Source organism: Baekduia sp., assembly GCF_035685985.1.
Classification (GTDB): domain Bacteria; phylum Actinomycetota; class Thermoleophilia; order Solirubrobacterales; family Solirubrobacteraceae; genus Baekduia.
Window position 1 is genome coordinate 28,585 of sequence record NZ_DASRZV010000022.1, and the last position, 18,795, is coordinate 47,379.

The window sequence follows — 18,795 nt, forward strand, 5'->3', positions numbered from 1 at the left end:
CTAGATGCGCCGCAGGCCGTCGGCCAGCGCGATCGCGGGCCGCCAGCCGGTGGTCGCGGTGATCTTGGTGAGGTCGGCCCAGCGGCTGGAGCGGTCGACGTCGTCCTCGTCGTAGACCGGATGCAGCGGGCGGCCGACGGCGCGCTCGAAGAGCGCGACGACCTGGCGGACGGGCGTCGCGACGCCGGTCCCGATGTTGTAGGCCTCGCCGGGCGTGCCGCGCTCGGCCAGCGCGATCAGCGCGCTGGCGGCGTCGTCGGCGTGCAGGAAGTCGCGCGCGGGCGACCCGTCGGAGCGCAGCCGCGGCGACGTGCCGTCGCGGGCGGCGCGCTGGAGCGTCGGGACCAGGCGGTCGGGGCGCAGGTCCCCCGGCCCGTAGGTGTTGGTCAGGCGCGCGACGATCGCGCCGTCGCGGGCGTCGGCGCGGGTGTGGTCCTCGCGCAGCGCGCCCTCCGCGTCGCCGTAGACCAGCACCGAGGAGGCGAGCACGACGCGCGGCGCGCCCGCGGTCAGGACGGCGGACGGGTCGGCGGGCGCGAGGTGGAAGATCGTCCGCGCGCCGGCGGCGGCGCGCGCGACGGCGTCGGGGTCGGTCGCGTCGCCGCCCTCGGTGCGGGTGAGCGTCGTGACGTGGTGGCCGCGCTCGCGCAGCGCCCGGACCAGCGCGCCCCCGATGACGCCGCCGGCGCCGGTGACCAGGGTGGCGGTCATGACCAGGTCTTCCACGGCGGGGCGCCGGAGGCCCAGAGGTCGTTGAGCAGGACCGCGTCCTTGTAGGTGTCCATGCAGTCCCAGAAGCCCTCGTGGCGGTAGGCGCGCAGCCGGCCGTCGGCGGCCAGGCCCTCCAGCGGCTCGTGCTCCAGGACGTGGTCGGGCCGGAGGCGGTCGAGCACGTCGGCGTCGAAGACGAAGAACCCGCCGTTGACCCAGTGCTCGCTGCGGGGCTTCTCGCGGAAGCCGCGCACGCGGTCGTCGCCGTCGAGGTCGGTGATGCCGAACTGCAGCTCGGGCCGGACGACGGTCATCGTCGCCGCGCCGTCGTGGGCGGCGTGGAAGGCCAGCAGCGCGCGCAGGTCGACGTCGGCGACGCCGTCGGCGTAGGTCGCGCAGAAGACGCCGGTCCCGTCGCCGTCCGCGGGGCGCAGCGCGTCCGCCGCCGCGTGCAGGCGCCCGCCGGTCGGCGTGTCCAGGCCGGTGTCGACGCACCGCACGGTCACGCCCTCCGGCCAGGCGTGGGCGGCGACGAACGCCTCGACCTGGTCGCCGAGGTAGCCGGTCAGCAGCACGAAGTCGCGGAACCCGGCCTGCGCGTAGAGGCGGATCACGTGCCAGACGATCGGCAGGCCGCCGATCTCCACCAGCGGCTTGGGGATCGTCCGCGTGTGGTCCTGCAGCCGGGCGCCGCGCCCGCCGCAGAGGATCGCCACCGGAGGGGTCGGGTCCGTCACGCGCGGGAACTCTGCCGGACGGCGGCCCGCGCGCGTCGTCACGTGCCCGCGCGAGCGGAGCGCCCGTCGCGGCGTTGTTGGTGCGGACCATGGTGCGACGGCGCGAGGGCGGACGAGGCGGACGAGCGGGCGCGGTGTGGCTGACGGCGGTGGCCGTGGCCGCGATCGTCGCCGCGCGCGAGGCCTGGACGATCGCGGTCGCGGGCGCGCTGCTGGTCGCGGCCGTCCTCGTGTGGCGGCGCTCGGCGCCGCTGGGGCTCGGGCGCCCCGACCTGCCGTGGCGGCGCGTGGCGGCGGGCGTCGGCCTGCTGGCCGCGCTGGTCGTCGTCGCCAAGCTCGCCGGGGTCCTGCGCCGCGACGACGGCGAGGCGGCGGGCGCCGCGACCCACCACTACGGCCGTCGCCTGCTGCCGCCCCTCCCCCGCGACCGCGCGGCCTACGCGGCGACGCTGGCCGACGGCTCCGAGGTCCACGCGTGGCGCACGTCGGCCGGCACGCTGCACCTGCGGATCGACACGTCGGCCGCGCGCTGCAGCGGCGGCCCCTGGCGCGAGTGGTGGCACATGGCGGACTTCGCGCGCCTCTCCGTGGCCGCCGATGGCGCCTTCGCGGGCCGCGGCGGGCGCGTCGAGCGCCGGCCCGCCGATCTGCACACCGCGGCCTTCGCGGTGCGGGGCGTCGCCGCGGGCGTCGCGATCCGCGGGACGCTGGTGCGGACCGACCGCTATCGCGGGCACGTCGCGGGCGTGTGCCGCCGTGTGGTCCACTTCACGGTGCCGCGCCGCTGAGCGGCATGAGAGGATCTGAGGCGATGAACGTCCCCTCGGAGATCTTCAAGGCATACGACATCCGCGGCATCCACGGCGAGCAGCTGGGACCGGAGGCGGCGGAGCTGATCGGCCGCGCCTTCGCGCGCGTGATCGGTGAGCTGGAGGGCAAGCCGACGAGCGAGCTGCGGCTGGGGCTCGGCCGGGACATGCGGCTGAGCGCTCCGGAGATGGCCGCGCGCTACCGCGACGGGATGGTCGCCGAGGGCGCCACGGTCATCGACGCCGGCCAGGTCGGCACCGAGATGTTGTACTGGCTGGTCGGCTCGCGCGAGCTGGACGGCGGGCTGATGTGCACCGCCTCGCACAACCCGAAGGCCTACACGGGCGCCAAGCTCGTCAAGCGCGGCGCGATCGCGCTCAGCGGTGACGAGGGCATCCAGGACATCCGCAAGCTCGTCCAGGAGGACGGCGCGCTGGGCGAGCCGGCCGCGACGCCGGGCTCCGTCGAGGAGGTCGACCTGTACGAGGACTTCCAGGCCGCCGCGCTGAAGGCCATCGACCCGAGCGACGTGAAGCCGTTGAAGGTCGTCGTCGACGGCGGCAACGGCATGGCCGGCCCGATGGCGGGCCCGGTCCTGCGCGGCCTCGGCCTCGACCTCGTCGAGACGTACTTCAAGCCCGACGGCAACTTCCCCGACCACGAGCCCAACCCGTTGTTGGAGGAGAACCGCAAGTTCATCATGGAGAAGGTGGTGAGCGAGGGCGCCGACCTCGGCATCGCCTGGGACGGCGACGCCGACCGCTGCTTCTTCATCGACGACACCGGCCGCTTCGTCGACGGCGACTTCCTCACCGCGATCCTGGCCGAGCACCTGCTGGCCAAGACCCCCGGCGCGGACATCCTCTACGACGCGCGCGCCTCCCGCGCGGTCCCGGACACCGTGACCGCCGCCGGCGGCACGCCGCACATCAACCGCGTCGGCCACGCGTTCTTCAAGACCCGCATGCGCGACGAGGGCGCGATCTTCGGCGGCGAGGTCTCCGGCCACTACTACTTCCACGACTTCTACAACGCGGACTCCGGCACGCTGCCCGCGCTGCTGGTCCTGGAGAAGCTCAGCGTCGAGGGCAAGAAGATGTCCGAGCTGCTGGAGCCCTACAAGTCCAAGTACTTCATCTCGGGCGAGATCAACTCCGAGGTCTCCGACGGCGCCGCCAAGATGGCCGAGCTGGAGGAGCACTACGGCTCGCGGCCCGGCGCGAAGGTCACCCACGTCGACGGCGTGTCGGTGGACTTCGACGACTGGCACTTCAACGTGCGGCCGTCCAACACCGAGCCGCTGCTGCGGCTGACGCTGGAGTCGCTGGTCAGCGAGGCCGACATGGAGGCCAAGCGCGACGAGGTGCTCGGCCGGATCCGCGCGTGACCGACGCCTCCATCAAGGTCCTCCCGGTCCCGACGCCGTTCGCGGTCGGGCGCGTCAACACCTATCTGATCGAGGACGACCCGCTGACGCTGGTCGACGCGGGGCCGAACTCGGGCACGTCGCTGACGACGCTGGAGGCCGCGCTGGCCGAGCACGGACGGCGCGTGGAGGACCTCGAGCGGATCGTCCTCACCCACCAGCACATCGACCACATCGGGCTGACGCAGATCCTCGCCGACCGCTCGGGCGCGGAGGTCTGCACGCTGGACGCGCTGGCGCCGTGGCTGGCGCGCTACGGGTCGGCGATGGAGGAGGACGACCGCTTCGCCGAGCAGCTGATGCTGCGCAACGGCATCCCCAAGGACATCGCGATCGCGCTGCGCGCGGTGACCGGCCAGTTCCGCGCCTGGGGCTCGGCGGTGGCGGTCGGCACGCCGCTGGCCGACGGCGGCACGCTGGGCTTCGCGAACCGCACGTGGCGCGTCCTGCACCGGCCCGGCCACTCGCCGTCGGACACGGTCTTCCTGGACGAGGCGACCGGCGACCTGCTGGCCGGCGACCATCTCATCAAGCACATCTCGTCCAACCCCTTGATCTCGCGGCCGCTGGACGGCTCGGTGCCCGAGGGCGGCCGACCGCGCGCGTTGTTGATGTACCTGGAGTCGCTGCGCGCGACGCGCGAGCTGGAGCTGCGCACGGTCCTGCCCGGCCACGGCGACCCGATCGACGACCACCGCACGCTGATCGACGAGCGCCTCGCCGCCCACGAGCGGCGCGTGCGCAAGATCGCCGGGATCATCGCCGGCGAGCCGAAGTCCGCGTTCGACATCGCCCAGCAGATGTGGGGCAACGTCGCGGTGACGCAGGCCTACCTGACGCTGTCGGAGGTCCTCGGCCACGTCGACCTGCTGCTGGAGCGCGGCGAGATCGTCGAGCGGGAGGACGAGGGCGTCGTGCGGTTCGCCACCGCGGCGTGACGACGATGCGCCGCGCGCGGCCCGACGAGGCGCGGGCCGTCGGCGCGCTGGTCGAGGCCGCCTTCGCCCAGCACGTCGAGGCCGTCGGGCGGCGGCCCGCGCCGATGGACGACGACCACGCCGCGCACATCGCCGCCGGGGAGCAGTGGGTCAGCGACGACCCCGACGGCGTCGCGGGCCTGGCCTCCGCGATCGTCCTGACCGCGCACGACGACCACCTCCACGTCGACAACGTCGCGGTCGCGCCCGCGCTGCACGGCCGCGGGCTGGGCCGGGCGCTGCTGGCCTTCGCCGACGACGAGGCGCGGCGGCGGGGCCTCGGCGAGGTCCGCCTCTACACCAACGCGGCGATGAGCGACAACTTGATCTTCTACCCCAAGCTGGGGTTCGTCGAGGCCGCGCGCTACGAGCAGCACGGCTTCAGCCGCGTGCTGTTCGTCAAGCGCGTGTGAGCAGGTGGTCGAGCGCCCGGCGCCACTGCTCGGCCAGCTCGGGCACGGCGCGGACGTGGCGCATCGCGGCGGCGTCGTGGCGGTCGCGGTAGGTGACGCGCAGGACCTCGGCGACGGTGACGTCGGACACGCGGTCGGCGAGCGTCAGCGCGTCGCCGACGCCGACCGTGCCGGGCGCGAGGACGCGGAGGTAGAACCCGGCCTTCAGGTCCTCCCCCATGAGCCGCACGAGCGCCTTGGAGGACCAGCGGACGCCGACCTTGTAGCAGGGCCCGCGCGGCTGGCTGACCTGGACGACCGCGCCGTCGTCGCCCAAGGTGTAGGTGTCGCCGATGTGGGCGTCGTGCTCGGTCAGCCCGGCGAGCGTGAGGTTCTCGCCGAAGGCGCCGTCGCCGATGTCCGGGTGGATCGCCTCCCGCCAGTGGCCGAAGTGCTCGGACGGGTAGCAGCAGACCGCCTTGTCGGGCCCGCCGTGGACGCTGAGGTCGGCCTGCTCGTCGCCGGGCAGCCCGTCGGCGGTCAGCGGCAGGCGGCCGTCGACCGCGTCCTTGTAGATGCCCGAGCGGACCATGTGCCCGCGGAACGGCAGGACGGGCCCGGCGCCGCCGACGCGCAGCGAGATCACGCGGGCGGGCGCCGGCGCCGGCGCCGGCGCCGAGGTCATCCGACCAGCTCCGCGAGCACCGCGTCCACCCCGCGCGCGGTCGCCTCCCAGGTCAGCGGCGCGGCGCGCGGCGGGCCGGCGGCGCGCCACGGCGCCGGGTCGTCCAGCGCGCGCTCCAGCGCGTCGGCGATCGCCTCCGCGTCGTCGGGGTCGACGAGCTGGGCGGCGTCGCCGCAGACCTCGGGCAGCGCGCCGCGATCGGCGGCCACGACCGGGACGCCCGCGGCCAGCGCCTCCAGCGCGGTCAGGCCGAAGCCCTCGTAGAGCGACGGCAGCACGAACGCGGCGGCGCCCGCGTAGAGGCCGGGCAGCAGCGCGTCGTCGACGTGGCCCAGCGCGCGGACGCCGGCGCGGGCCGCGCCGTCGGCGTCGTCGTCGCGGAACTGCGGGCGGTCGCCGCCGGCCGCGACGAGGTCCACCCCGCGCGCGGCCAGGCGCCGCGCGGCGAGGTCGAGCACGTTGAGGTTCTTGCGCGCGGTGCGGCTGGCGACCGTCAACACGTAGGGCTTGCCCGCCAGGCCGAGCGCGGCGCGCGCCGCGTCGGCGCCGGCGTCGGGCGCGAAGCGCGCGTCCACCCCGCCCGGCACCACGGAGACCCGCTGATCGGGCACGCCGAGCAGCTCCACCACCTCGCGCTTGGAGAACGCCGACGGCGCGATGATCCGCGCCGCGCGCCGGGCGATCCGCGGCAGCACCGCGCGCTGGTACCGCACGTACAGCTCGGAGTACCAGCCGGGCTCGCGCAGCGGCGCGACGTCGTGCAAGACCACCACGTTGCGTCGCCCGGCCAGCGGCGCGAGGTTCGCCGGGCAGAGGATCGCGCGGGCGCCGCGCGCGCTCAGCGGCAGCACGAGCTGCTCCCACCCGTGCCCGGCGCGGTGGGCCAGCGCCCGCGGCGGGCGGGCGACGGCGTAGCGGCCGGGCGCCAGCGCCGGCAGCCGCGCGCTCAGCTCGCGCGCCCAACGCTCGACGCCGCCCAGCTCGGGCCGCGCCGCGGCGCGGGCGTCGATGACGACCGGCGGCGCGCTCAGCGCTCGGCCTCGGTCGCGGCCACCACGGGGCGCTCGTCGGCGGCGGGAGCTAGACGCATTGTCATCGAGTATGACGCCGCGACCTCCCGAAAAGCCCGTACGTTCTTCGCGCCATGCGCCGCTCACCGACCCTGACCGCGCTCGCGGCCCTCGCGCTCGCGCCCGCCACCGTGCACGCCGCGCCGTGGACGGCGCCGCAGACGCTCTCCGCGCCCCACGCCTCCCAGGGTCCGGTCGGCGTCGCCTCGCTGGCGCTCGGCGGCCTCGTCGCGGGTTGGCGCTGGCGGGACGACGCGGGCGGCGACGCCTCCAGCGGCGCGGCCATCGCCACGCGCGCCCCGGCCGCCCGGGGCTTCGGCGCCCAGAGCCCGACCATCGACGGCCTCGTCGCGCTCGGCCCGCTCGGGCTCCGGCAGACGGTCACCGTCGGCGCGCGGGCCGTGCCCACCTCGCGCGGCCCCGCCGGCACGATCCTGCGCGCGTCGCTCGGCGGCGGGCCCGCCCGGACGCTCGCGGTCGCCCGGATCTGGGGCCGGCCCGTCCTCGCGTCGGCGGCGGGCGGGTCCGACGCGCTGATCGCCTACGTCGAGCGCACGCAGACCGCCTCCGGCACCCGCCGCCGGGTCGTCCGGGCCATCGAGCGCCGCCGGGGCACCTGGACGGCGCCGTCGACGCTCTCGGGGACCGGCCGCGCGGACGTCCTGGCCGCCGCGCAGAACCCGCTCGGCGACGCGGTCGTCGCGTTCGTCCGCGACGGGACGCTGGTGGCGCGCCTGCGCCGTCCCGGCCGCCGCTGGGGACCGATCCAGCGGCTGGCCCGGTCGTCGGGCCCCACCGCGTGGACGGTCTCGACGTTCCTCGACCGCGCCGGGCGCGCCCGCGTCACCTGGCGCCGGCATCCGCACGGCGGCGTCTCGGAGCTGAGGACCGCCGTCGTGCCGCGCGGGCGCGACACGTTCACCGCGCCGCAGACGCTCGTCGCCGACGGCGCGTCGGCGCGGTTCGCGGTCGCGTCGACCCTGACCGGCTGGGTCGTCGCCGACGTCGAGCCGACGCGTGCCGGACCGCGCCCGATGCTGCACCGGACGCCGCGCTTCGCCGGGGCGCCGTGGACGAGGCTGCCGGTCGCGCCCGCCGGACGCGGCATCCGCGGCGCCGACGTCGCCGGCAACCTCAACGGCAGCGTCACGGTCGCGTGGGTCCAGCCGGTCCGCGGTCAGGGCGGCGACGGCCGGATCCGCTCCGCGACGCTGGACGCGGACCCGAAGGCCACCGCCTTCGGCCCGGTCGAGGACGTCTCGCCCGCCGAGGCGGCGCACGAGGTGCGGCTCGCCGACGACGGAGGCCTGATCCTCGCGCTGTGGACCGCGCGCCCCGGCCGCGCTGGCCCCGACGAGCCGCGGACGGTCGTGCGCGCCGCCGGCCGCACCGGCTGACACCGGCTTGACGGCGCCGGGACGACGGCGCAACCTCCGGGGACGTCCACTCGTTGACGAAGCACATGCGCCGGTCATCGCTTCTCCCCTCCCTCGCGGCGTTCGCGCTCCTGGCCGGCACGGCCGCCGGGGCGGGCGCCGCGACCTGGAGCGCGCCCCAGACGATCTCCCAGCCCCACACGTTCGCGGGCCCGCTGATCGCCGCCACCCGCGCCGACGGCGGCGTCGTCGTCGGCTGGCCGTGGCAGGACAACGTCGGCGCCAACGCCGTCGGCGGCTGGGCCACGGCCACGCGCGCCCCGGCCGCCCCGACGTTCGGCGCGCAGACCCCGACCGTCGCCGGCCTCACCGCGCTGGGTCCGTTCGCGCGCACCCAGTCGATCGCGGTCGGCATGCAGGCGATCCCCAACTCGCCCGGCCCCGGCGGCGCGATCCGCTACCGGATCCGCGCGTCGGTCAACGGCGGGACCGCGCGGTCGCTGGCCGTCGCCGCGACCCGCGGCGCGCCCGTGCTGGCCTCCGCGCCCAACAGCTCCAGCGCGCTGGTCGCCTACATCGAGTTCCAGAAGACCTCGTCCGGCGGGATCCGGCGCATCGTGCGCACGGTCGACCGGCGCAACGGCACGTGGTCGGCGCCGTCGACGATCTCCGGGCGCGGCCACGCCGACGCGATCGCCGCCGCGATGGGCTCGCGCGGCGACGCGGTCGTCGTCTTCGTCCGGGACGGCAAGCTGCTGGCGCGCCTGCGCCGCCCGGGCCACAACTGGGGCTCGATGCAGCAGCTGGCGGTCAGCGCGCCCAGCAGCCGGACGAGCTGGTCGCTGGCGGCCGCGATCGACGGCCGCGGCCAGGTCCGCGTCGTGTGGCGGCGCCATCCGTTCCGCGGCGTCAGCGAGCTGCGGACCGCCGCGGTGCCGGTCGGGCGCAACACGTTCACCGCGCCGCAGACGCTGATCGCCGACGGCGCGGCCGCGGACTTCCGGATCGCCCCCGCCGCGCCGGGCTGGGCGATCGCCGACGTCGAGACGCCCGCCGGCCAGGCGCCGCGCCCGCTGCTCTTCACCACGACCGGCTCCATCCCGTTCGGCCCGGGGCTGACCGCCGCGCCGCCCCAGGGCGGGCTGCGCGGCGCCGTCGTCGTCGCCAACGGCGACGGCTCGCTGACCGTCGCGTGGGTCCAGCCGCTGCCCGACGAGGACTCCGACGGCCAGATCCGCGCCGCCACGCTTCCGGGCACGACCGCCGGCGCCTTCGGCCCCGTCGAGGACGTCTCGCCCGCCGAGGCCGCCCACGAGGTCCTGCTCGTCCCCGGGCAGCCGGGCCCGACCGCGGTCTGGACCGCGCGCCCCGGCGGCACCGGGCTGTCGGTCCCGATCGCCCAGCTGCGGACGCTCGTGCGCGTCGCCACGCGCACGCCGTGACACCTGTCACGCCGCGAACGGGTGATCGGCCCCCTACCGGTCGTCGGCCACAAGGGGGACCATTCGTCCATGCTGCTTCCGCCGACCCGGCACGATTCCGCTGTGAGCGCTCAGCCCTGCACACCGGAGGAGGGGCTCCTGATCGTCCCTCGCCGCGGGCAGTGGGCGATGATGTTGTCGCTGGTCTTCGTCGTCGGGCCGGCGGTCGACGCCGTCGACCACCTCGACGGCCTCGCCACCGTGGCCGCGCTGGCGGGCCTGGTGGCGTTCGTCGGCCTGTACTGGCGCACGATGATCGGCGGCTGGGTCATCCAGGACCGCTACGCCGCCGACGACCGCCAGGCGATGTACCGCGTGCTCGGCCTGGCCGCGCTGGTCGCGGGCCTCTGCGCGCTCGGCGGCGGCAACGACTGGTCGGGGCTGTGGTGCTTCGTCGGCGCCGCGACCGGCCTGCGCGTCGACCGGCGCTTCGCGATCCCGATGATCGTCGCCGAGGGCCTGGCCGCCGCGCTGGTCGCGGGCCTGGTCCACCAGGACGTCGCGACGGCCTTCAGCCTCTTCGTCGTCACCTTCGGCGTCGGCATGCTGACCGGGGGCTTCCGGCGGCTGCGCGTCGTCAACCGCCAGCTCGGCGTCGCCCGCGACGAGATCGGCCGCCTGGCCGTGGCCGACGAGCGCCTGCGCTTCGCGCGCGACCTGCACGACCTGCTCGGCCACTCGCTCTCGGTCATCGCGCTCAAGAGCGAGCTGGCCAACCGCCTGATCGACGACCACCCCGAGCAGGCCGCGACGCACATGCGCGACATCGAGGCCGTCACGCGCCGCGCGCTGTCGGAGGTCCGCGAGGCGGTCGCCGGCTACGCGCGCCCGCTGCTGGCCGCCGAGCTGGCCGGGGCGCGCGACACGCTGGCCGCCGCCGGGATCGAGGTCGACGCGGGCCCGCCGCCGGTGGTCGAGCTGCCGCCGGATGCCGAGGCCGTGCTGGCCTGGGCGGTGCGCGAGGGCACGACGAACGTCCTGCGCCACGCCTCCGACGCCCGCCGCGTCCGGATCCGGCTCGACGTGGACGGCCGCGACGCCGCGCTGGAGCTGATCGACGACGGTGCGGCCGCCACCCACGAGAACGCGCCGGGCACCGGCCTGGCCGGGCTGGCCGAGCGCGTCGCCCGCGTCCGCGGCCGGATGGACGCCGCGCCCGCGCCGGGCGGCGCCGGGTTCCGCCTGGCCGTGACGGTCCCGCTGGAGGCCGCGCGGTGATCCGCGTGCTGATCGCCGAGGACCAGGCGATGGTGCGCGGCGCGCTGGCGTCGCTGCTGATGCTGGAGGGCGACATCGAGGTCGTCGCCGAGGTCTCGCGCGGCGACGAGGTCGTGGCCGCCGCCCGCGACGCGGCGCCCGACGTCGCGCTGCTGGACATCGAGATGCCCGGCGGCGACGGCCTGTCGGCCGCCGGCGACCTGGCCGAGGCGCTGCCCGACGTGCGCGCGGTCATCCTCACGACCTTCGGCCGCCCGGGCTACCTGCGTCGGGCGATGGAGAGCGGCGCGTTCGGCTTCGTGCTCAAGGACGCGCCCGCGACCGAGCTGGCGACCGCGATCCGCCGCGTCATGGACGGCGAGCGGGTCCTGGATCCGGCGCTGGCCGCGGCGGCGCTGGCCGCCGGCGAGTCGCCGCTGACCCCGCGCGAGGCCGAGGTCCTGGCCGCGGCGCGGGGCGCGGCGCCGGTGTCGGAGCTGGCGGACGCGCTGCGCCTGTCTCAGGGCACGGTGCGCAACTACCTGTCGAGCGCGATGCAGAAGCTGGGGGCCCACTCACGGGCCGAGGCCGTCAGGGTGGCGGAGGACAAGGGGTGGCTGTGAACGAGGCTGTGGAGTACGTCCCGCTGGATGGCCGTCTAGGCTCCGCGGCGATGGAAGGCAGTTCCGAGAAGGGCGTCACGCCGGAGGGCGTGAAGGCCGGAGACCATGCCGCGCTGGCGGCGCTCGTCGAGCGCCGCGGCCCCGCGGTGGTGGCGTTCTGCGCGCAGGTCTGCGGGCCGCCGATGGCCGATCGCGCCGCCGCCGAGGCGTTCGCGCGCTTCCGCGCCGCGGTGCGCGACGCGCCCGACCTCGGCGCGCTGGACCCCGAGGCGCTGCTGCGCGGGGCCACCCGCCACGCGGCCGCGTCGCTGGCCCGCCAGCCCAGCGGCCCGCCGCCGCACGGCAAGCTGCGCTCGCGCGGCACCCAGACCTGCCAGCACGTGCCGACGATGCTCGCCGCGCGCGCCAACGGCGCGCTGGGCCAGGCCGACCTCGACCGCCTCGCCCGCCACCTCGAGCGCTGCGAGCGCTGCGACGCGCTGGCCGAGATCTTCCGCCGCGCCGAGCTGGCCTACCAGGACCCGGCGGTCGACACGCTGGGGACCGAGACGTCCTCGGTGCTGATCGGCGCGCTGGAGGCGGTGCCGACCACGCCGCAGGGCATCGCGCCCGCGCCGGCGCCCGACGCGGAGCCGGCCGGCGAGACGCTCCAGGGCGCGTTCCCGCGGCTGCCCGACCTCGACGACGAGGTCCCGATCGTGGTCGAGGTACCGCCGGTCCCCGAGGCCGAGGCCGCGGAGGCCGCCGAGCTGACCCAGGACGTCGAGGCCGGCGTCGCCGCGGCGGTCGACGCCGAGGACGCGGCCGCCGCCGAGCTGGACTTCGGCGCCACGGTCGAATGGGACAACGAGCTGCCCGACGTCGCCGCCGAGCACGAGCCGCCGGTCGACGCCGAGCCCGCGCCCCTGCTTACCGGCGGCCACACGCGCCGCTCGTCGCGGCCGCGCCCGCTGATGGTCCTCCTGCCGGTGCTGCTGGTCGTCGCCCTGGGCGCCGGCGCGGCCGCGCTGGGCGGCGTCTTCTCCGGCGACGACGGCACCGCGACGGTCTCCAAGCCGCCCGCGCCGCGCGTCCAGGCGCCGGTGACGACCCCGCTGCCGATCAAGGTGAAGGCCAAGAAGAAGCCCGCGGCCTCGACGTCGACGCCGGCGGGCACCGCGGCGACGGCCCGGACGGCCACCACCGCCGGGACGGCCGGGACCGGGACCTCCACGAGCAGCTCCACCGCGCCGGAGTCCACCGACGCGGTCGGCACAACGCCGTAAGGCGAAGCGGACTCCGGAGTCCACTTCACGCTAGGGTAGGTGGACCCCAAGGTCCACTTATGCCCGACTCCTCGCACGATCGTCCCCATCCCATGCGCAGCCTGCTCATCCTGAGCATCGCTGCCCTCGCCTTCGCCCTCGCCCAGACGACGCTGATCCCCGCGCTCGGCGTCCTCAAGGACGACCTCCACACCGACTCCTCCGGGGTCGCGTGGACGCTCACCGGCTACCTGCTGGCCGCCGCCGTCTTCACGCCGCTGTTCGGTCGCCTCGGCGACATGTTCGGCAAGCGCAAGATGTTGGTGATCTCGCTGATCTTCTTCGCGATCGGCTCGGTCGTCGCGGCGATCGGCTCGTCGCTGGGCGTCATCGTCGCCGGCCGCGTCCTGCAGGGCGTCGGCGGCGGCATCTTCCCGCTCTGCTTCGGGATCATCCGCGACGAGTTCCCGCGCGAGCGCGTCGGGCAGTCGATCGGCCTGATCTCCGCCACCCTGGGCATCGGCGGCGGCCTCGGCCTGGTCATCGGCGGCCTGCTCGTCGACCAGGCCAGCTTCCACGACATCTTCTGGCTCAGCGCCGCGATGTCGGCGGCCGCCGCGGTCGCCGTGCGGCTGTGGATCCACGAGTCGCCGGTCCGCACGCCCGGCAGGGTCGACCTGCGCGGCGCGGTCGTGCTCGGCGTCGGCCTCGTCCTCCCGATGGTCGCGATCGCACGCGCCAACGACTGGGGCTGGGGCTCGCCCAAGGTGCTGGCCCTGATCGTCGTCGGCCTGGCGATCCTCCGGTTCTGGGTGTCGCTGCAGAAGCGGACCGCCGAGCCGATGGCCGACATCGCCACGCTGCGCCGTCCGCCGGTGCTCATGACGAACATCGCGACGGTCCTCGTCGGCTTCGGCATGTTCGGGGCCTACATCTTGATCCCGCAGCTGGCCGAGGCGCCGAAGTCCACCGGCTACGGCTTCGGGCTCAGCGCCACCGCGTCCGGCGTCCTGATGCTCCCCTCCGCGCTGGCGATGCTGTTCGTCGGGCCGGTGTCGGGCATCCTCGGCGCCCGCGCGGGCAACAAGGTCCCGCTGGCGTTCGGCGGCCTGACCACGGCCGTCGGCCTCATCCTGATGGGGATCTGGCACGGCTCGCAGTGGGAGGTCCTGGTGTTCAACACCGTCGCCTCGGTCGGCATCGGCCTCGCCTACGCGGCGATGCCGAACCTGATCGTCGACGCGGTGCCGCCGGAGCAGACCGGGCAGGCGACCGGCTTCAACGCGGTCGTGCGGTCGGTCGGCTCGTCGCTGGGCTCGCAGGTCACGGCGGCGATCCTCGCCGGCAGCGTGCTCGCGTCGACCCAGCTGCCGTCCGACAGCGGCTTCGCCGACGCGTTCTACGCCAGCGGCGCGATCGCGCTGATCGCGTCGATCGCGGCGTTCCTGATCCCGTCCGACGGCGGCCACGAGCACCTGCCGATCGCCGCCGAGATCGGCGCGGCCGCTCCGCTGCCCGACCCGGCCTACGCCACGGAGCGCTGAGCGATGTCGCCCGCGACCGCGTCCGCCTCCGCCACGCGCTCCCGTCCGCGGCGCGCCGACGCGCTGCGCAACCGCGAGCGCGTGATCGAGGCGGCCGCCGAGGTCTTCGCGGCCAAGGGCCTGGACGCCGGGATCCCGGAGATCGCGGCGGTGGCCGGCGTCGGCAAGGCCACCGTCTACCGCAGCTTCCCGTCCAAGGAGCACCTCGTGGCGGCGGTCGCGGTCGAGCGGCTGGCGTGGATGACCGGCCGCGTGACCCGCGCGTTGACCGAGCCCGACGCCGGCGAGGCCTTCGAGGCCGTGCTGGTCGAGCTGGCCGAGCGCCAGGCCGACGACGGGGCGGTCGTCGGGTCGCTGGCCGCCGACATCCACCTGCCCGAGCTGGAGGCGGCGCGCGCGGCGACGCAGGCCTCCTTCGAGGCGCTGATCGACCGGGCGCGCGCGACCGGCGCGCTGCGTCCGGACGCCACCGCCGACGACCTGCGCGTGCTGTTCACCGGCGTCTCGCAGGTGCTGCGCGCCGACGGCGAGCGGGATCCGGCGACGTGGCGGCGCTACGGCCGGCTCGTGGCCGACGCCCTGCGCGCGTAGCGCGCGGCGCGCACGCGCTCCAGGAACGCCTCGTGCAGGCGCGTCTCGCCGCTGATCTCCGGGTGGAACGACAACACCATGATGTCGCCCTCGCGCGCGGCGACCGGGTGGCCGTCGACCGCGGCGAGGACCTCGACGCCGGGCCCGTGCTCGGCGATCCACGGCGCGCGGATGAACACCGCGTGCACGGGCGCGTCGAGGTCCGGGAAGTCCAGGTCGGCCTCGAACGAGCGGACCTGGCGGCCGAACGCGTTGCGCCGCGCCACGATGTCCATCACGTCGAGGTGCTCGCGGTCGAGCATGATCAGGCCCGCGCAGGTGCCGAGCACCGGCAGGCCGCCGCGGATCGCCTCCCGCAGCGGCTCGGCCAGGCCCTCGCGGGCGATCCCGAGCGTCATCGTGGTGGACTCGCCGCCCGGGATGACCAGCCCGTCGAGGCCGTCGAGATCGGCGACCGTGCGGACCTCGCGCGCCTCCTCGCCCAGCGCGCGCAGGGTCTTCAGGTGGGCGTCGAAGCCGCCCTGGAGCGCGAGGACGCCGATCACGCTCGCGCCGCCTACCAGCCGCGCGTGGAGAGGATCTGCGACTCGTCGAGCTTGCGCGCCTCCAGCGACTGCATCGCCGCGCCGAGGCCGGTCGACGCCGCCGCGACGCGCTCGGCGTCGGCGAAGTGCGTGGTGGCCTCGACGACCGCGCGGGCCATGGCCTGCGGGTCCGACGACTTGAAGATGCCCGAGCCGACGAAGACCGACTCCGCGCCCAGCTGCATCATCAGCGACGCGTCGGCCGGCGTGGCGATGCCGCCCGCGCTGAACAGCGGGACCGGCAGCTTGCCGTTCTTGGCGACGTCGCGGACGATGTCGTAGGGCGCCTGCAGCTCCTTGGCGGCGACGAACAGCTCGGTCTCGTCGAGCGTGCCGAGGCGGCGGATCTCGCCGCGGATCGACCGCATGTGGCGCACGGCCTCGACGACGTCGCCGGTGCCGGCCTCGCCCTTGGAGCGGATCATCGCCGCGCCCTCGCCGATGCGCCGCAGCGCCTCGCCGAGGTTCGTCGCGCCGCAGACGAACGGGACCTTGAACGCCCACTTGTCGATGTGATGGGCCTCGTCGGCCGGCGTCAGGACCTCGGACTCGTCGATGTAGTCGACCTCCAGCGCCTCCAGGACCTGGGCCTCGGCGAAGTGGCCGATGCGGGCCTTGGCCATGACCGGGATCGTCACGGCCTCCTGGATGCCCTTGATCATCTGCGGGTCGCTCATGCGGGCGACCCCGCCGTCGCGGCGGATGTCGGACGGGACGCGCTCCAGCGCCATCACCGCGGCCGCGCCGGCGTCCTCGGCGACCTTGGCCTGCTCGGCGTCGACGACGTCCATGATGACGCCGCCCTTCAGCATCTCGGCCAGACCGGCCTTGACCCGGAACGTCGCTTCGTCGCGCATAAGGGCGACACTAGCGCACTTTGGCCCGGTCTCAAGGGCCGCAGGGAAGGTCCAATCGAGGGCCAAACCAGGGCCAAATCGGCTTGGCCCGCCCTCTCCCCACGATCCGGGTCACTCCGAACGTCCATATGACGTCCGCAGTGACCCGCATCGCCGAGGGGGCGGTTACTTCAGTCGGAAGGCCTTGATGCGGTCCGCGTACTGCTCGGCGTCGCGCGAGTACACGCCGTAGGCCAGCGCCTGCAGCTGCGAGAGCAGCGCGGTGTGCGAGCGGATGTAGGCCGGCGAGTTGGACGAGTAGTACAACTTGATCTGCGCGAGCTTGGCGACCTCGGACAGCGTCGCGTCCACGACGGCCAGCGTCGGGGCCTTGCGGTGGCGCGCGAGCTTCATGGCGCGGACGACCAGCGGGTGCGGACGACCGGCGCTCAGGCCGATGACCAGCGTGCGCTCGTCGATGCGGCCCAGGCGCGACAGCGCCTCCTGCGACGGCGACGCCACGATCTCGGCGCGCAGGTCGAGCAGCATCAGCAGGTGGCGGAAGTAACTGGCGAAGAACGCCATCTGATCGGTGCCGCACACCAGCACGCGGTCCGCGGAGGCGATGGCGTCGATCGCGGCCTCGACGTCGGAGCGCGAGACGCGGCGCGCGGTCTCCTCGACGTTGTTGTAGTCGGCGGCGATCGCGGTCTCGAACTCGTTCTGGTCCAAGGAGAACAGCGGCTCGGGCGACGCGGCGCCCGCCCCGCTGACCTGGCCCGAGGCGACCTTGCGGCGGTACTCCTCGCGAGCGGAGTGCTGCAGCTCGGGGAAGCCCTCGAAGCCCAGGGCCTGCGAGAAGCGCACGACCGTCGAGGACGACGTGTTCGCCCGGCGCGCCAGCTCCTCGGCGGTCTGGAAGGCGACCTCGTCGAGATGGTCGACGATGTACTGGGCCACGTCCTTCTGGCTGCGCGAGAACTCGTCGAAGCGCGCCTGGATGTAGGCCGACAGGGTCTGGTGGCCACGCGCCTCGTGCGGCGGGGCGGTGATGGTCGCGGACGTCCTCTTCATGGGCGCCAGGTCTTTCGACGCCCCCGGCGCGGTCTCCTCCAAAGAGGGTGTCCCCACCAACGCGACGCGCCCGGCCGAGGTCGGTCCGGGCGCGTGCTGAGGAGACGAAGGATCGGCGGCGGGGGATATGGCGCCGAATGCCGTCCTTCGCGCTTTGGTGGTGTCCTGGAGGCCTCCCCCACGGCCCCGCGCCGGGAATCGACATCGGACCCTCCATGTCCGCGGTGGGACGGGTGGCGCGAGCGGGTATGAGCGCTCCGTGAGCTCGCGCGACGTGATCGAGGCCGCGGCCGAGCGGTCCCGCGTGTCGATGCGGGACCGCGCCCAGCGCTGGCGCCGCCTCTTCCCCACGCTGCTCATGGGCGCGATCGCCGCGGCGGTCGCGTGGCTGATCGCCCGGGAGCTCGTCGGGACGACCGGCGCGTTCTTCGCGCCGGTGGCGGCGATCATCACGCTCGGGCTGACCGTCGGCTCGCGGCTGCAGCGCGCGATCGAGGTGACGGTCGGTGTCCCGCTGGGGATCGCGCTGGCCGACGTCCTGGTGCTGAAGCTCGGCAGCGGCGTCCCCCAGCTGATCCTGATCGAGCTGCTGGCGACGTCGATCGCCGTGTTCCTCGGCGGCGGGCCGCTGCTGGTCTCGCAGGCGGCGGTCTCGGCGATCCTGGTGGTGACGCTCCAGCCGCCGACCAACGGGCTGTCGTTCACCCGCGCCGGCGACGCGCTGATCGGCTGCGGCGTCGCGCTGCTGCTGAACTTCGTGATCGCGCCGATCGACCCGATCGGGCTGGTCCGGCGCGAGGCGGTCCCGGTCCTGCGCGAGCTGGCCGCCGTGCTGGACGCGATCGCCCGGGCGCTGGAGACGCGCGACCGCGACGCGGCGATCGCCGCGCTGGAGCGCGCCCGCGCGATCGACGCGTCGACCCAGAGGTTCCTGGAGGCCGTGACGATCGGGCGCGAGACCGCGGCCGCCGCGCCGATCCGCCGCGACCAGCGCGGGCCGCTGGCCGTCTACAGCGACGCCGGCGGCCAGATCGACCTCGCGGTGCGCAACGTGCGGGTGCTGGCGCGCGGCGTGCTCCGCGCGATCGAGACCGGCGACCGCGTGCCGCCCGCGGTCGTCGAGGCGATCCAGGACCTGCGCCGGGCCGTGGTCTCGCTGGCGCCGTGGATGGAGGACGCGCGGCGCGCCGACCAGGTCGTCGACCCGGCGGTGCAGGCGGCGCGCCATGCCTCGGCGGTCCTGGAGCAGACCACCAACCTGAGCGTGTCGGTGATCGTCGGGCAGGTGCGCTCGACCGCGGTCGACCTGCTGCGCACGACCGGCATGGAGCCCGCGGAGGCGCGGGCGCGGATCCGCGGTCAGCCGGTGACGCGCGAGGGTCGCTAGCGAGCCCGCGTCGGCAGGACCACGCGGTCCTTGCCCGGCATGGATCGCGC

General features: G+C 75.4%; 19 protein-coding genes. 12 read left to right on the plus strand and 7 right to left on the minus strand.

Features of this window, described 5'->3' with window-relative positions; all coding sequences use genetic code 11:
- Nucleotides 1–711 carry an NAD-dependent epimerase/dehydratase family protein gene (locus VFG42_RS11630; RefSeq protein WP_324908514.1) on the minus strand — a complete coding sequence of 237 codons (711 nt, stop codon included), beginning with the start codon at nt 709–711 and terminating at the stop codon, nt 1–3.
- Nucleotides 708–1,448 carry a sugar phosphate nucleotidyltransferase gene (locus VFG42_RS11635; RefSeq protein WP_324908516.1) on the minus strand — a complete coding sequence of 247 codons (741 nt, stop codon included), beginning with the start codon at nt 1,446–1,448 and terminating at the stop codon, nt 708–710. The genes VFG42_RS11630 and VFG42_RS11635 overlap by 4 nt, the downstream gene beginning before the upstream one ends.
- Before the next feature lie 134 nt (nt 1,449–1,582).
- Between VFG42_RS11635 and VFG42_RS11640 the strand changes: the two genes are divergently transcribed.
- Genes VFG42_RS11640 through VFG42_RS11655 form a run of 4 tightly spaced genes read left to right on the plus strand, consistent with a single transcriptional unit; the run spans nt 1,583 to nt 5,074 of the window.
- A complete protein-coding gene (locus VFG42_RS11640; protein WP_324908518.1) occupies nt 1,583–2,236 on the plus strand; it encodes a hypothetical protein in 654 nt (217 codons plus the stop codon).
- Nucleotides 2,237–2,259: 23 nt separating this feature from the next.
- Nucleotides 2,260–3,645, plus strand: a complete 1,386-nt coding sequence (gene manB / locus VFG42_RS11645) for a phosphomannomutase/phosphoglucomutase (RefSeq protein WP_324908520.1) — start codon at nt 2,260–2,262, stop codon at nt 3,643–3,645.
- Nucleotides 3,642–4,622 carry an MBL fold metallo-hydrolase gene (locus tag VFG42_RS11650; RefSeq protein WP_324908522.1) on the plus strand — a complete coding sequence of 327 codons (981 nt, stop codon included), beginning with the start codon at nt 3,642–3,644 and terminating at the stop codon, nt 4,620–4,622. The genes manB and VFG42_RS11650 overlap by 4 nt, the downstream gene beginning before the upstream one ends.
- A gap of 5 nt (nt 4,623–4,627) precedes the next feature.
- Nucleotides 4,628–5,074: a GNAT family N-acetyltransferase gene (locus VFG42_RS11655; protein ID WP_324908702.1), complete on the plus strand. Its 447-nt coding sequence runs from the start codon at nt 4,628–4,630 to the stop codon at nt 5,072–5,074.
- Here the strand turns inward: VFG42_RS11655 and VFG42_RS11660 are convergent.
- Together VFG42_RS11660 and VFG42_RS11665 are read right to left on the minus strand one after the other, a co-directional pair.
- Nucleotides 5,061–5,738: an MOSC domain-containing protein gene (locus tag VFG42_RS11660; protein ID WP_324908524.1), complete on the minus strand. Its 678-nt coding sequence runs from the start codon at nt 5,736–5,738 to the stop codon at nt 5,061–5,063. The genes VFG42_RS11655 and VFG42_RS11660 overlap by 14 nt on opposite strands.
- Nucleotides 5,735–6,895, minus strand: coding sequence for a glycosyltransferase family 1 protein (locus VFG42_RS11665; protein ID WP_324908526.1), 1,161 nt, complete (start codon nt 6,893–6,895; stop codon nt 5,735–5,737). The genes VFG42_RS11660 and VFG42_RS11665 overlap by 4 nt, the downstream gene beginning before the upstream one ends.
- Between VFG42_RS11665 and VFG42_RS11670 the strand changes: the two genes are divergently transcribed.
- The 7 genes from VFG42_RS11670 to VFG42_RS11700 all read left to right on the plus strand — a co-directional run bounded on the left by VFG42_RS11670 (nt 6,883) and on the right by VFG42_RS11700 (nt 14,864).
- Nucleotides 6,883–8,205 carry a hypothetical protein gene (locus VFG42_RS11670; protein WP_324908528.1) on the plus strand — a complete coding sequence of 441 codons (1,323 nt, stop codon included), beginning with the start codon at nt 6,883–6,885 and terminating at the stop codon, nt 8,203–8,205. The genes VFG42_RS11665 and VFG42_RS11670 overlap by 13 nt on opposite strands.
- Nucleotides 8,206–8,270: 65 nt before the next feature.
- Nucleotides 8,271–9,626: a hypothetical protein gene (locus VFG42_RS11675; protein ID WP_324908530.1), complete on the plus strand. Its 1,356-nt coding sequence runs from the start codon at nt 8,271–8,273 to the stop codon at nt 9,624–9,626.
- Between the two features lie 102 nt (nt 9,627–9,728).
- Nucleotides 9,729–10,883 (plus strand): sensor histidine kinase, encoded by a 1,155-nt coding sequence (locus tag VFG42_RS11680; protein WP_324908532.1) that lies wholly within the window; start codon nt 9,729–9,731, stop codon nt 10,881–10,883.
- A complete protein-coding gene (locus VFG42_RS11685) occupies nt 10,880–11,485 on the plus strand; it encodes a response regulator transcription factor (RefSeq protein WP_324908534.1) in 606 nt (201 codons plus the stop codon). The genes VFG42_RS11680 and VFG42_RS11685 overlap by 4 nt, the downstream gene beginning before the upstream one ends.
- Nucleotides 11,486–11,535: 50 nt before the next feature.
- The gene (locus VFG42_RS11690) at nt 11,536–12,750 is read left to right on the plus strand and encodes a hypothetical protein (protein WP_324908536.1); all 1,215 of its coding nucleotides are present in this window, start codon (nt 11,536–11,538) and stop codon (nt 12,748–12,750) included.
- Nucleotides 12,751–12,842: 92 nt separating this feature from the next.
- Nucleotides 12,843–14,273: an MFS transporter gene (locus tag VFG42_RS11695; RefSeq protein WP_324908538.1), complete on the plus strand. Its 1,431-nt coding sequence runs from the start codon at nt 12,843–12,845 to the stop codon at nt 14,271–14,273.
- 3 nt (nt 14,274–14,276) lie between these two features.
- Complete coding sequence (locus VFG42_RS11700; protein WP_324908540.1) at nt 14,277–14,864, plus strand: helix-turn-helix domain-containing protein; 588 nt, start codon at nt 14,277–14,279, stop codon at nt 14,862–14,864.
- On the opposite strand, the gene pdxT is transcribed toward VFG42_RS11700, so the two are convergent.
- The 3 genes from pdxT to VFG42_RS11715 all read right to left on the minus strand — a co-directional run bounded on the left by pdxT (nt 14,828) and on the right by VFG42_RS11715 (nt 17,358).
- Nucleotides 14,828–15,409, minus strand: a complete 582-nt coding sequence (gene pdxT, locus VFG42_RS11705) for a pyridoxal 5'-phosphate synthase glutaminase subunit PdxT (RefSeq protein WP_324908542.1) — start codon at nt 15,407–15,409, stop codon at nt 14,828–14,830. The genes VFG42_RS11700 and pdxT overlap by 37 nt on opposite strands.
- A gap of 11 nt (nt 15,410–15,420) precedes the next feature.
- On the minus strand, nt 15,421–16,305 hold the full coding sequence (pdxS, locus tag VFG42_RS11710) for a pyridoxal 5'-phosphate synthase lyase subunit PdxS (protein WP_324908544.1): 885 nt from the start codon (nt 16,303–16,305) through the stop codon (nt 15,421–15,423).
- 165 nt (nt 16,306–16,470) lie between these two features.
- The gene (locus VFG42_RS11715; RefSeq protein WP_324908546.1) at nt 16,471–17,358 is read right to left on the minus strand and encodes a MurR/RpiR family transcriptional regulator; all 888 of its coding nucleotides are present in this window, start codon (nt 17,356–17,358) and stop codon (nt 16,471–16,473) included.
- Between the two features lie 259 nt (nt 17,359–17,617).
- On the opposite strand from VFG42_RS11715, the gene VFG42_RS11720 reads away from it, so the two are divergent.
- Nucleotides 17,618–18,745 (plus strand): FUSC family protein, encoded by a 1,128-nt coding sequence (locus VFG42_RS11720; RefSeq protein ID WP_324908548.1) that lies wholly within the window; start codon nt 17,618–17,620, stop codon nt 18,743–18,745.
- Nucleotides 18,746–18,795 lie beyond the last annotated feature (50 nt).